Annotated in this window: 15 protein-coding genes and 1 tRNA gene; 9 read left to right on the top strand and 7 right to left on the bottom strand. The window is 38.5% G+C overall.

All coding sequences use genetic code 11. From position 1 onward, the window contains the following. Positions 1–28: 28 nt before the first annotated feature. The gene (locus tag H1R81_RS18030; protein WP_181842147.1) at positions 29–766 is read right to left on the bottom strand and encodes a polyphosphate polymerase domain-containing protein; all 738 of its coding nucleotides are present in this window, start codon (positions 764–766) and stop codon (positions 29–31) included. A gap of 48 nt (positions 767–814) precedes the next feature. Then, the gene (locus H1R81_RS18025) at positions 815–2,233 is read right to left on the bottom strand and encodes a CotH kinase family protein (protein ID WP_181842146.1); all 1,419 of its coding nucleotides are present in this window, start codon (positions 2,231–2,233) and stop codon (positions 815–817) included. 231 nt (positions 2,234–2,464) lie between these two features. On the opposite strand from H1R81_RS18025, the gene H1R81_RS18020 reads away from it, so the two are divergent. After that, complete coding sequence (locus H1R81_RS18020) at positions 2,465–3,136, top strand: hypothetical protein (protein WP_181842145.1); 672 nt, start codon at positions 2,465–2,467, stop codon at positions 3,134–3,136. A gap of 111 nt (positions 3,137–3,247) precedes the next feature. Here the strand turns inward: H1R81_RS18020 and H1R81_RS18015 are convergent. Both H1R81_RS18015 and H1R81_RS18010 read right to left on the bottom strand, forming a co-directional pair. Beyond that, positions 3,248–3,322, bottom strand: a tRNA-Arg gene (locus H1R81_RS18015). Between the two features lie 55 nt (positions 3,323–3,377). Next, the gene (locus H1R81_RS18010) at positions 3,378–3,956 is read right to left on the bottom strand and encodes a thymidine kinase (RefSeq protein ID WP_181842144.1); all 579 of its coding nucleotides are present in this window, start codon (positions 3,954–3,956) and stop codon (positions 3,378–3,380) included. Between the two features lie 157 nt (positions 3,957–4,113). Between H1R81_RS18010 and H1R81_RS18005 the strand changes: the two genes are divergently transcribed. The 7 genes from H1R81_RS18005 (at position 4,114) to H1R81_RS17975 (ending at position 10,607) form a co-directional block, all read left to right on the top strand. Next, the gene (locus H1R81_RS18005) at positions 4,114–5,382 is read left to right on the top strand and encodes a hypothetical protein (protein WP_181842143.1); all 1,269 of its coding nucleotides are present in this window, start codon (positions 4,114–4,116) and stop codon (positions 5,380–5,382) included. A gap of 201 nt (positions 5,383–5,583) precedes the next feature. Then, positions 5,584–6,474: a hypothetical protein gene (locus tag H1R81_RS18000; protein ID WP_181842142.1), complete on the top strand. Its 891-nt coding sequence runs from the start codon at positions 5,584–5,586 to the stop codon at positions 6,472–6,474. Further along, positions 6,471–7,454 carry a 2-hydroxyacid dehydrogenase gene (locus H1R81_RS17995; RefSeq protein WP_181842141.1) on the top strand — a complete coding sequence of 328 codons (984 nt, stop codon included), beginning with the start codon at positions 6,471–6,473 and terminating at the stop codon, positions 7,452–7,454. Before H1R81_RS18000 ends, H1R81_RS17995 begins: the two co-directional genes overlap by 4 nt. Before the next feature lie 56 nt (positions 7,455–7,510). Next, positions 7,511–8,182, top strand: coding sequence for a DUF2461 domain-containing protein (locus tag H1R81_RS17990; RefSeq protein WP_181842140.1), 672 nt, complete (start codon positions 7,511–7,513; stop codon positions 8,180–8,182). A gap of 229 nt (positions 8,183–8,411) precedes the next feature. Beyond that, positions 8,412–9,128 (top strand): pirin family protein, encoded by a 717-nt coding sequence (locus tag H1R81_RS17985; RefSeq protein WP_181842139.1) that lies wholly within the window; start codon positions 8,412–8,414, stop codon positions 9,126–9,128. Positions 9,129–9,148: 20 nt separating this feature from the next. After that, positions 9,149–9,721, top strand: a complete 573-nt coding sequence (locus tag H1R81_RS17980) for an NADPH-dependent FMN reductase (protein ID WP_181842138.1) — start codon at positions 9,149–9,151, stop codon at positions 9,719–9,721. Positions 9,722–9,752: 31 nt separating this feature from the next. After that, positions 9,753–10,607, top strand: coding sequence for a pirin family protein (locus H1R81_RS17975; RefSeq protein WP_181842137.1), 855 nt, complete (start codon positions 9,753–9,755; stop codon positions 10,605–10,607). 55 nt (positions 10,608–10,662) lie between these two features. On the opposite strand, the gene H1R81_RS17970 is transcribed toward H1R81_RS17975, so the two are convergent. From H1R81_RS17970 to H1R81_RS17960, 3 genes are all read right to left on the bottom strand, one after another. Further along, positions 10,663–11,466 carry an SDR family oxidoreductase gene (locus H1R81_RS17970; protein WP_181842136.1) on the bottom strand — a complete coding sequence of 268 codons (804 nt, stop codon included), beginning with the start codon at positions 11,464–11,466 and terminating at the stop codon, positions 10,663–10,665. Positions 11,467–11,621: 155 nt separating this feature from the next. Next, entirely contained in the window at positions 11,622–12,116 is a 495-nt protein-coding gene (locus H1R81_RS17965) for a hypothetical protein (protein ID WP_181842135.1), read from the bottom strand. 12 nt (positions 12,117–12,128) lie between these two features. Then, positions 12,129–12,677: an RNA polymerase sigma factor gene (locus H1R81_RS17960; protein ID WP_181842134.1), complete on the bottom strand. Its 549-nt coding sequence runs from the start codon at positions 12,675–12,677 to the stop codon at positions 12,129–12,131. Positions 12,678–12,846: 169 nt separating this feature from the next. On the opposite strand from H1R81_RS17960, the gene H1R81_RS17955 reads away from it, so the two are divergent. Then, on the top strand, positions 12,847–13,188 hold the full coding sequence (locus tag H1R81_RS17955; protein ID WP_181842133.1) for a DUF6249 domain-containing protein: 342 nt from the start codon (positions 12,847–12,849) through the stop codon (positions 13,186–13,188). The last annotated feature ends 14 nt before the right edge of the window (positions 13,189–13,202 follow it).

The following is a 13,202-nucleotide window of genomic DNA, read 5'->3' as shown; positions in this document are numbered from 1 at the left end:
GTCGGCGAAATTAGATTAATCAGCTAAATCAAAGTTCAGACAAAATCTTATCTAACTTCCGCAACACGGGTTTGAATGAATTGCGCTTGACGTTTTCTAAAGTAGCTATACCGATTGAATATTTACTGAAACTTGCCTGTGCAATATGTCTTTTTTTGAAACTTTGTACAATTGGACTAAATACAGAGCCTTTATCCTGCTTGATTTCGGCTACAATCAACCCTTGATTAGCCTTTCGTAATTCTCCTTTCTGAAATACTAAATTAAGGTCTAAAGTCAGGCGTTCGGTAAAATCCTTTCTGACCAGAGTAATGCGGTCGAAATAAATCCAGAGTTGGTCGTGTAGGCGTTCGGGTTCCTGCAAGAAACTTTTAAAGAGTTGATAATCGGCACTCAGGAGTTCTTTATTCAGATTAATTCGCTCTTCTCTGTATTTAACCGTGCGGCTATTACTGATTTTCTTTTTTACTTCAAAAAATACCAGCCCTGTATCCGAATACCGCCGATAGCGAACTTTGAGCCGGTTAGGTTTCCCATTATGATGCTGATAATACAATTCATAGTCATCGGTATCAAAATACAAAGATTCGTAGCTATGAGAACGTTTCTGATTAATTTCAAGAATATAATAATATGGCTTGATTTCGGCCAGGATACCAGCCAATACGTTTTTATGAAAGATATACTTGCTATCTACCCTGTTGAGTAACTTCACCGCCTCAATATCGGCTAAAGAGATACTTTCAAATGTTTGTAAATCAATCATATCGGGGGTAATAGCTTTAAAGAGCCTGTTAAACTACGAAATAATTTGTTATTTTAAAAATGTGGCTACAGCTTGGGTGCGTGTACTTACATGTGTTTTTAGATTTGCTAACTCGCTTGTAAAGGCCGCTGTATTTGTCAGGTTTGAATAAGGTTTTTGTTCAACTTCACTTCCGTTTACATACGGAGCTATCATATTATGATATTTTTCAAATAGCGTACCCATCTTGGCAACTGTAAATACATTATTACTGAATTCTGCTACATATTGCTTGTATTTGGCATAATAAACGGCATCATCTGCTACATATCTCAGCAATGGCCATATTCTGGCAACTTCTGTCATCGCTAAAGAGACAACGTTTCTTCCGCTCATTTTCATGGCTTCATTATGATCCCAGGGAATCCAGATCAGTTTTTTTGTCGGTGAATTATAGAGGTAATAATTATGTGCCATTGCTCCATATACGTCCCAATTGACAATCGTATTATTGACGGCCAGATATTTCAGGTAGTGGTCAACATTGAAAGTCTTTTCTAAATTGGCTCGCCAGAGAGATGCATCTGAGGTGCGATTAGTTGCATTAAGTGCTGAAACAAAAGCCTGTACATCGCTATAATCTGCTTCGGTCTTGTTATTTTTCTTCTCAAACTGGCTTTGTAAAAATGATTGCAGGTTAGATTCTGGTTTGTAAATATTGCCTTTCGCTTCTGGGTCGTCGGTAAACTGTTCTTTAATCATTGTATCATCAATTACCTCAACCATTGTATAAATACCACAGTATTTCTTTCCCTCGCCAAAATCAATATACACTTTGTAGAAAGAAGTTTTAGCGGCTGGTACACCCGCTTCACGGAAGATGTCGGCAGCAACTTTTTCTCGTATCAAAGAATTATCTCCAAAGCCAGGTGACATCGATAATTCCTGAAAACCATAAAAGCGTTGGTTTTTAATGGCTGGAAACCTATCTTCAAATTCGTCCATATTTAATCTGAATGGGAGTTTATAGATTCCCGACCGCCAGATTGAGGATAAACTTGAATTACCTTTCAGCCGAAAACCCACATTTGTCCAGGTTTTCTCATTGAATTTCATCGTAACGGCAAAATAGGCAGGCTCTGCGGTTCCGAAAGAAATAGCACCACCACCGGCAGGACCTCCGCCATTACCGCCCATTCCTCCTCCGCCAGCCCCTCCTCCTCCTGCGCCAAAGTCGTTTCCGAGCTTAGATTTCATATCAGTTCTGATACTATCCCATTGTGTTTTTCTAAATGTAATTTCTAAACTGTTAACAGCTTCTTGCGGAAAAACGACTGCATAATTGGGCGACACATCCTTGCCATGCGATTCGGCTGTCCAGTCGGGATTTGTAGTGGCAGAGGGGGGCACTTCTTCTTCTCTGGGCTTACAGGCCGCAACCCAAAGTAAAAAAATGACCGTGGGCAATACGAATCGCAGTTTCTTCATAATGGTGTTAAAAAGGGTGTTTGTCGGGATAGACGCAAAAAGATTAAAGCAGGTTGCTTGTAAAATCTCAATAGCGTTTTTGAGAATGTTGATTAACTTGCAGGTAGTAAGTTTTTTAATTGGGTAGATGCAGGGTACTAAAAAATAGAGGCAATGCCTGAAAACTGACCAAACGCCAGGAATTTATTTATACATGAGCGCTCCTTCGTTTAAATTTAAATACTATAATTAATGGAACACCTGCCTTTTTATATAGCTTTAGTAATGGGTCTCAGCACTTTTCTGAGTGTATATTTTTTAGTAAGGGCCTCAAAAAAATACATAACAAGAATTCTTGTTATAGCCACAATCTGGCTTGCTTTACAGGCCCTGATAGGGCTAAGCGGCTTTTATACCAATATTGAGACGATGCCACCAAGATTTATTTTAGCCATTGCCCCCCCTTTATTATTAATTATCGGTTTATTTGCCACAAAAACAGGTCGCAGTTTTATAGATAATTTAGATATTAAAACATTAACCCTCCTGCACATTGTCAGGATTCCCGTAGAACTGGTTTTATTCTGGTTGTTTTTATACAAAGGAGTGCCGGAAATCATGACTTTTGAAGGGCAGAATTTCGATATTTTTTCGGGCATCACAGCCCCGGTTGTCTATTACCTTTTCAAGAAAGAGTATATAGGAACAGGTATTATGTTAATGTGGAATTTTATATGCCTGGTGCTTTTAGTAAATATAGTCTCTACCGCCATTTTATCGGCTCCCTTCTCTTTCCAGCAATTGGCATTTGATCAACCCAATATAGCAGTTTTGTATTTTCCCTTCAACTGGTTACCTGCCTGTATCGTGCCTGTTGTATTATTTGCGCATTTAGTGGCGATTCGGCGATTGATGGAGGAATAACGTAATTCTATTGAATAAAATAAAGATAAAGAAAATTTGGGAAGGAGGTGCCTGGGCGGCTAATGGCACTGAAAAACCTTAAATTGAATTTAGGAAAAGAAAATTATTTATTGGTGTTCCCGAAGGGATTCGAACCCCCATCATCAGAACCGGAATCTGACATTCTATCCATTGAACTACGGGAACTGATACTATCAGTATTTCAGAAACGCAAAATTACAAAAATCTTTCTTAAATACTACTATGGATTCAAATGATAACAACGGCGACAACGGGCTTCGTAGTTATCAGACTCGCCAAGGAGTACTTGCGGGCCATCGGCAGTTTTACGATAGGAGTAATGCGCAATATCACCACACACCACACAAATGGCGTGTACTTTGGTAACATATTCTGCAATAGCCATAAGTTTGGGCATCGGGCCAAAAGGGATACCCCTTGAGTCCATATCCAGACCTGCTGCTATTACTCTTTTCCCTTGCTCAGCCAGTTTATTAACCACCTCTACAATGCCCTCATCAAAGAATTGAGCCTCATCAATCCCCACTACCTCACAGTCGCTGCACATCAGTAAAATCTCTTCTGATGCATTAACAGGTGTAGAACGAATAGCCGTCTGATTATGCGATACAATGTCGTTTTCATGGTAACGAACATCCATTGCAGGCTTGAATATCTCTACTTTCTGTTGGGCAATTTTAGCACGGTTCAGCCGACGAATTAATTCTTCCGTCTTACCCGAAAACATTGAGCCGCAAATTACCTCTACCCAACCTGTCTTATGCCCTTGTCCTCTACCTCTTTTTGGTTCAATAAACATTATTTTTGTAATTTTTTCGTTCTATGTAAAACTGGCAAAAAAGTTGTAGTAAATTTACTGTCAGTTAGCAGAAATGATTCCTCCACATGACTGGCTAACATTAGCTTCGAGTTATAAACCATTAGCTATTTAAATTACAAAACAAACAAATTTAGGAATGTCGAACAAATTGAATTTGTCCGCCGTCGAACGGTACAGCAAGGCTTATGCAGCCCGCGTGTGTGATGAATTTTTTGCCCAGAACAATACTATTTCGGGCAAGCAAATCCTTTCTTTATGTAATGTTCAACAGGTAAATCTGTTGACTATCAGGGCTTTATTTGAAAAATGGCAGGGCGATACACAGCGTTTAAGAAGCCCATATTTTGATTTTACTGCGCCAGAAGTACAGCAAGCATTAAAGAATTTTATGAATATAGTATCACAATTTATTTCTGTAAAACGTGAACAATTTGAGCCATTATTAGTCGATTCAGTAGGAGAGACCCTGGTATTGATATTAGAACCTCAGACTTTTTATAAGGAATTGATGCGTGACCTGCCTAATTTCAGATTTACTCAGGAAAACGCAGCTCCGCTTACCAAATATATTCAGATTAATAAACAGGTTATTCCGGGTTTGGTTGAAAAACTTAACGGTAAAGAATTTGTATTTGCTAATCAGGCAATGACCTGGATTGATGAAATGCCTATTACTGCCGAAAGTCCAGAAAAATATCTGTCACTTTTTGCACAGAAAGTGGCTATCCCTGACGAACTGGTGCCTTCTAAGGCTGTTTCGGTTTCAGAAGTAATCGGTAATCCGGCTTCTGCTTCTTTTTTTGATTTAGAACTCAGTAAGCCTATAGCAGAAGAAAAATCATACACGCCTCCACCGGCAGTAATACCCCCTCCGGTAATGATTCCTGAACCAAAAATACAGGAATATAACGCTTATGTTGAGCCTCCGAAGTATGTAGAGCCGCCTAAACCTGAACCTGTAAGAGAGGTAGTGATTGAAAGACCTGCACCGATATTTGAACAAAAACTTAATTCGGTAACAAACAAAGTAAACGAATCATCATATGATAAATCTCCTGCCAAAGAGATAGAAGAAATGCGCCTCAATGAAAGACTGGCAAGTGAGCAAAAAAGTCTGAACGACCAAACCAAAGCAAACAGAACTATACTTGACCACCATCAGAATAACCGAATTGAGGGAATTAATAGTGCTATTTCGTTGAATCAACGATTCTTGTTTACCAATAATCTGTTTGGAGGTAATATACAGGCTTTCTCTCATGCACTCGATGAAATTGAATTGTGTAAAGACTTTGGAGAAGCCAAAGAACTGATTCTGAAAAAGTATGTGCCCCGTTATCTTTGGGATATTACAGGCGCAGAAGCAGAAGAATTTATTGAAATTGTAAAACGCAGATTTAATTGATATTCTAAGAAACTGTTTGAGTTAAATTTTGAAAATAAAAAAGGATAACTTTTGTGCCAGAATAAGGTGTAAAAACCGGAGTTTAGCAGAGCTAAATGAGGATTTTTCACTGCAGTATTGGTCAAAAAGCAACTTCTTTAGTTCAATAAGATTAACTCAAACAGTTTCTAATATTTGCCTTTTTCTCGACAACCCCGTATTTTGCTTCAAAAATCAAATGCATTGGCTAAAAAAGAAGCAAAATACAGGGTTTTATTTTTTCAGAAAGCGAGCCTGATAACTTTTTATTGTGTTGCTGTTTTTTCTGCTGATTATAGCCGGGCTTCTGGTGAGCCATTCCCGATAGGAGCCAGAAGCTGGGGCTTAGGCAATGCCACAGCAGCAATTGCCGACAAGCAATCTGTTTTTAATAATCCTGCCGGATTAGGTTTTATTACCGATAATTACATCAGTACTTCATACCACAACCGCTACACCATAGCCGGGCTTAATACTTTTTCTTTGGGGGGTAATTTCAACCATAAAATTGCGAATATAGGGCTTACGATAGAAAGGTTTGGCGATAAACTCTACCATGAACAGAAATTGGGGCTGGCATTAGCCAGAAGCTCCAATAGGGTTTCTTTAGGAATAAAAGTTTCTTACCTGCAAGCGGCTATTGAGGGATATGCTTCAAAACATACCCTTTTAACTGAGTTTGGGGTGATGGCAAAGCTGAGTTCTGCACTACATTTTGGTTTCAGTGCTTATAACCTTACTACTGCCAGGCTTTTTGTTTCTCAACATGTACCTACGGTGCTTCGTTTAGGGTTTTCGTATCAACCTGCCAGACAGTTGCTATTAACAGGTGAAGCAGAAAAAGATTTAGTCTTACCCACTTTATTTAAGGTAGGTCTGGAGTATGAGATAGTAAAAAAATTTTATCTACGTACTGGTATCACCTCTAAGTTAAATAATGCCCACTTTGGAATTGGTTTTCAGGCTAAGCAGTTTATTTTTGATTACGCCGCCAGCAGTCATTCGGTATTAGGCTTTTCACATCATCTGACCTTGGCTTATCAATTAGTAAAAACACCACAGAAATCATTATGAAAATCACATTTTTCAGTACAAAGCCATATGACAGAGAATCGTTCGAAAAACATAATCAAACTCATCAGATAAGTTTTTATGAGGTCGCTTTAAATGAACAATCTGTTCGCTTGGCAGAAGGAGCTGAAGTGGTTTGTGTATTTGTAAATGATAACCTGAATACTCAGGTAATTGGCTCTCTGCAAAAATCCGGAGTTCAACTCATTGCGCTTAGATGCGCAGGATTTAATAATGTAGATTTAATTGCTGCCAGAAACGCCAACATTAAAATCGTGCGTGTACCTGCCTATTCTCCCTATGCTGTGGCTGAACACGCTTTGGCTTTAATTATGACCCTGAACCGCAAAACTCATAAAGCTTATAACCGGGTGCGCGAAGGAAATTTTTCACTGGAAAAACTGACAGGTTTTGACCTTTATCATAAAACAGTTGGAGTAGTAGGAACAGGTAAGATAGGTGGTGTATTTGCTAACATCATGATGGGTCTTGGGTGCAAAGTCTTGGCCTATGATGTGTATCCTGATGAGCATTTAACCACAAATGGTGTCAATTATATGAGTTTTGAAGAACTACTGGTACAGTCAGATATCCTTTCATTACATTGCCCATTGACGGAAAATACCCGACATCTGATTAATGCAGAAGCATTGGCGAAAGTGAAAAAAGGTGTGATGTTGATTAATACCAGTAGGGGAGCGTTGATAGATACTCAGGCGGTAATAGAAGCCTTGAAGAACAAAACATTGGGTTATTTAGGTATCGACGTGTACGAACAGGAAGAAAATATCTTTTTTAATGATTTATCAGAACAGATTCTGCAAGACGATACTCTCGCTCGCTTAATGACTTTCCCGAATGTTCTGATAACGTCGCATCAAGGATTCTTAACAGAAGAGGCACTCACCCAAATTGCTATTACAACCTTAAAAAATATCAGCGATTTTGCTGATAAGATTATGTTGATAAATGAAGTAAAGTAGTCGGGAACTTTTAGTAAGGGCTAATTGATTTTTTAGATAAACTCTTAATTACAGCTATGATTCATGCACAGACACTTCAATTTTTAGGGGAGTTAAAGGATAATAACAACAAGCCCTGGTTTGATGCCAATCGCAAAACCTACGAAACCGCCAAACAGAATTTTGGTGAAGTAGTAACTCAGCTCATTAATGGTATTGGAAAATTTGATAAGGCTATAGAAGAAACTAATCTGCAAGTAAAAGATTGTATCTTTCGGATAAACCGTGATGTGAGGTTTTCGAAAGATAAATCGCCTTATAAAACTAATTTTGGTGCATGGTTTAATGCCGGAGGTAAAAAAGCACAAGGCGCGGGTTACTACTTCCACATTGATGCCAGCGAATGTTTTTTTGCCGGGGGTGTATGGATGCCCGAAAATAATGACCTAAAGAAAATACGTGACGAAATTGATTATAACTACGAAGAATTCAAGGCAATTATCAATGCCGCCCCTTTCAGAAAATACTTCCCGAACGGCCTTGACCGCGAAGCCGCAACCATCCGACCTCCAAAAGGATATGACGAAAATAATCCAGCCATCGAACTACTTAAACTAAAAAGTTTTACCGTTTCTCAGTCTTTTCCTGTTGCTAAAGTACTTGACCAAGGTTTTGTCGACGAGATTTTAGCAGGTTTTGAAGCTATGCACCCTTATGTGCAATTTTTGAATAGGGCGATAAGGGGGTAAGAATTTAGTGAGGGATTGATTATTATCTGAATTTTGATTTACCTGATTATTTGATTAATATGATTTTTAAGAATCAATTATTTAAGAGTATTTTAAATGAAAATGGTTATAGTGTGGCATCAGAGTAATCATTCAATCAGCTAAATCAAAGTTCAGACAATAATCATTCAATGATATTGAACTATTTCACTTATATATATGTATATACATTAAATGTAAATGTATAAAAATGAAAACAATATATTATAAAGCTGACGAAAGAGGTCATGCCAATCATGGGTGGTTAGATGCCTGGCATTCTTTCAGTTTTGCAGGATTTCAGAACCCTGATAAAGTGCATTTTGGGGCATTAAGAGTACTGAACGATGATATGATAATCGGTGGCAGAGGCTTTGGTATGCACCCACACGATAATATGGAAATAGTTACTATTCCGCTGTCCGGTGATTTGGAACATGCCGATAATATGGGTAATAAAGGGGCAATCAGTAATGGAGAAGTACAAGTGATGTCGGCTGGTACAGGAATTTACCATTCTGAAAGAAACAAGAATATCGATAGAGCTTTGAAACTTTTGCAAATCTGGGTGTTTCCGAAGCTGAGGGATATTCAGCCACGCTACGACCAGCGAGCTTTTCAGGTTGAAGGAAGAAAAAATCAATTTCAGACGTTGGTTTCACCCCTTGGTTCGCAAGATGGTGGATTAGGTATGAATCAGGATGCATGGTTTTCCATAACTGACATTGAACAGGGTAAAGAATTAAGCTATGCCCCCAAACTCGCAAACAATGGCGTATATGCCTTTATGATTGAAGGAGAAGCTGAAATAAACGGACAGTTGCTAAGTCGTAGAGATGCTTTAGGTATCAGCGAAACTAATGAAATTCTTATGAAAGCCAACACAAACTCGGAGATTCTCTTAATAGATGTTCCGATGTCATTTTAAGAAATTTAAACCAGAGAAAAATGAAAATTGAGATCATTTCAGGAAGCCCAAGGCAAGAAAGCCTTTCGGTAAGAGTAGCCACTTATCTACAAAAGCATTTAAGCGAAATTACAGATGCTGAAGTAGGCATAATTGATGTGAGAGAATACGAATTGCCTTTTGTTCAAAGAGTATGGACTTCGGTAGACGCCGTTCCGGCTCAGTGGAAAGAATTAGGTGAACGTATGTTTTTGGCAGATGCTTTTATTCTGGTAACACCCGAATATAATGGTAGCTATTCGCCTGCAATGAAAAATCTGTTAGACCATTTCCCGAAACAATTGCATAAGCCATTTGGTATTGTAACAGCTTCGCCGGGAGCAATGGGTGGAATGAGAGCAAGTCAGCAAATGATTAGCTTAGTTGCTGCTTTGTTTGGGATTGTATCGCCTCATATGCTGATTGTTCCGGCAGTAGACAAGAAGTTTGATGCCGAAGGAAATTTAACAGACCCTGCTTTCTTTAAAGCTATTGAGCTATTTACCAATGAGTATATCTGGCTGGTAAATAAAATTGCAGTTAAGCAGGAAAAGCAGGTATTACAACCACTTTAATAACGCGTAAGGACGTATTCAAACTAAAACAATGAAAGCTCGTACTATTCAGCATATCAGTTTTGCTAATGAGCACCAAATGGGGCCAATGCGAGTAAAACAACCTTTGCCTGCTACTAATATCAGACAGGTGAGCCCGTTTATTTTGTTACACCATGCAGGGCCGACTTACCATAGTCCCGATGCCAGTAAACCACGTTTAAGCCCGCACCCTCATAGGGGATTTGAGCCTGTCACCTTTTTATTTCAGGGTAAAATTCATCATAAGGATTCTTTAGGAAATGAGGGTTTTTTGAATGCAGGAGATGTGCAATGGATGACTTCAGGTAAAGGCATTATCCACTCAGAGGGGCCTTCGGCTGAGTTTATGCAGGAGGGGGGAAATTTTGAGTTGATACAATTGTGGGTAAATCTGCCTCGTATCCATAAGATGACCGAGCCTAAGTATCAACATCTGACGAAAGAAACCATGCCTGTTATCAAGGAAGAAGGGATAGAAATACAGTTAGTTGCAGGAAATTATAAAGGGCAGACCGGTACAGCTTCTACTTTTTCGCCGATATTGGCGATGATGGTAAATTTTGAAGCAGGAGCTAAGACTTTCTTTGAGTTACCCAATTCTTATAATACTTTGGTTTATGTGCTTGACGGAGAAATTAAAACCAACAAAACCACAATAGAAAAACTGAATATGGTCACATTTGATCATGAGGGTGAGGGGATAGATTTTGAAGCCATTACTAAGGGTAAATTGTTATTTCTGGCAGGCGAACCTATTCAGGAGCCGCTTTCTACCTATGGGCCTTTTGTGATGAATTACCCAGCCGAATTGAAACAGGCAATTGAAGATTATGAAATGGGGTTGATGGGTGTATTGGAGGATTGAACTTTCGTGACTGATTTATAATGATAAGGGTGGTATTATCACACCACCCTTAATTTTACTTCAGCACTCCCTCTTTCGGTCCTTGCTGTTTGTAAACTCTTTCAGCCACTATTTCATCAGGCGTAATATTGCTCATTGCTACTTGTAATTTATTATTTAAGCCAGATACCACCATGTCATCGCCATTCATTAAGGCATTGTATCCGTCCATGGCTACATCTGCCGGGTCAGCTAAATTTCCTTCTTGTACAGTTTTAGAGTGTAGCATATCAGCTTTTCTGAAAAAGTCGGTTACGGTGGCTCCAGGCAATAATGAGGTAATCACCACACCACTATCTTTTACTTCGGCGCGTATGGCTTCTGTAAATGAGTGAACAAAGGCTTTGGTGCCATGATACACTGCCTGAAAAGGCCCCGGTACTTTGCTGGCAACCGAGGCAAGGTTAAGAATTTTACCGCTCTTACGCTCTATCATCTCTATCAGAAACAGCTTTGTAAGTACTACCAGGCTGCTGATATTCAACTGAATAATATCCATCTCCCGTTCAATATCTGTATTTATAAATTCACCATATTGCCCTTGTCCGGCGTCGTTTACTAATATATCAATCTGCAAACCTGATGATTTTACAAAGTCATATACCTCAAACGCAGCTTTTTTCTTAAATAAATCTTTGGCAAATGTCATAACATCAATCTTATAGGCTGAGGTTAGTTCATGTGCAACTCTATCAAGTTCTTCCTGACTGCGGGCAACAATGAGCAGGTTATGACCATCTTTTGCTAATAGACGGGCCAATTCATAGCCTATACCGCTTGTACCTCCTGTAATCAATACATATTTTTTTTTCTTAGCCATAACTGTTTTATTAAATGATTTGATCGAGTAAGGCACAAAAACAACACCATTGGATAATTTATACAAAAAGCCATTTAGTGGGGGAAGAAGTCAACAAAGAAGGGGAATAATGCCTACATAGAGAGGAGAAAGATATAGTTATCTATTACAAAAAATTACACCTGGTATTTCTTCCTGCCCAAAATAAAGTAATCAAGTACTAATAAGGCACTTACACCAAACAAGCAAGCCAATATCAAGGTGGGCATTCCATTAATCCGCAAAATGAGTTGACTGGTAAGCTGATTAATATTATTAGCAAATGTAAGAGGTTTGTTGACCGTTTGTGATGATTTACTGAAAAGACTGACTATGGCCACAAGCAGAGTAGCTGCTACGCCTATACCATACCAGACTTTTTTGCCGATAATAGGCTTGTAAACTGTTTTTTTATCCAGGTGTTCTATACCTGTCATTACTTTTTGCGTAAAATCAATAGAGGGCGTTTCGATAATATGCTGTGCCAAGACAGATTGTAAAACGGTGTTTATTACAAGAGATTCCTGCAACTGAATTTCTTTCATAATCAATTCAGTAAAATCGGCTTTGGGTTGGTCTAACTCAACCGACTGAATCAGTTTCCGTAGTTTTTTTTCGTTGCCTTGTGCCATCTTATCCGATATTTATAACAAAAAACGTAATTCCTGTTCTAATTTCTTTCTTGCCCGAAACAACCTGATTTTAATATTGTTCATGGCCAGTCCGGTTATTTCTTCAATTTCTTTCAGCGAATTTTCATTCAGATAATACAAAGTAATCAACAGTGCTTCTCCTTGAGGTAATCGTTGAATAGCCCCTTTTACATATTGCTGGGTTTCTTTAATAGTCAACGATTCTGGTGGTGTGCTTGTTTCATCAGCTATATCGTTTTCGTATGAATTGTCATTAATAGCTAAAAACTCTGTCTTGTTTTTGGGTAATTTGTTCAGTGCAGCCCTATAGACAATGGTATAAAGCCATGTTGAGAACTTTGATTTGTTTTCAAACGTATGAATCTGCTGATAGGCTCTCAGAAAACTCTCCTGAATGATGTCTTCTGCATCCTCTCTGTTGTTCACAATTTTCAAGGCTACCGTAAAAGCCATGTTCTTGTATTTATTCACAAGAAATGTATAAGAAGCCGAATCTCCCTTTTTTACTCGTTCTATATAGGCTTGTTCTTCTGAATACATTAATGCTACCTGTAGTCTTTATTATTAAATGAGACAAGAATTTGCTGTAAGCGGTTACATAATACCTGTTCTTTTTTACAGAATTTATTTTTGCAAAATTCTGTAACCAACGTTTCATCGCTCTTGTCTTATGAGTATTGGTTCAATAACTATCTAAAATTAAGAAAAAATGGATGAAATATTAAGAGATATGATTGTTTCGGTGGCTTCCTTTGCTGGTATCTTCGGGATAGTCTATGTTTATCTCACCGCCCGGAACCGCGAACGGATGTTGATGATAGAACGCGGTACAGATGCTTCAAAGCTTTTTAACTCAAGAAGTCGCTTGCAGATTCAGACGCTGAAATTCGGAATGTTCTTCGTAGGAATTGCTTTAGGGATTCTGGTAGGAAACATTCTTTATAATAAGTTTGGTTTAGATAAGTTAGTATCCTTCTTATCTATGATATTCCTGTTCGGTGGTCTTAGTTTAATGGCTCACTTCCTGATTGACAGAAAGATCAAAGATTAAATTTTAACAGACAA

It is taken from the genome of Emticicia sp. BO119 (assembly GCF_013912375.1).
Lineage (GTDB): Bacteria > Bacteroidota > Bacteroidia > Cytophagales > Spirosomataceae > Emticicia.
Note: the sequence above shows the minus strand (reverse complement) of the source record. Positions and strands in the feature narration are given on the sequence as shown.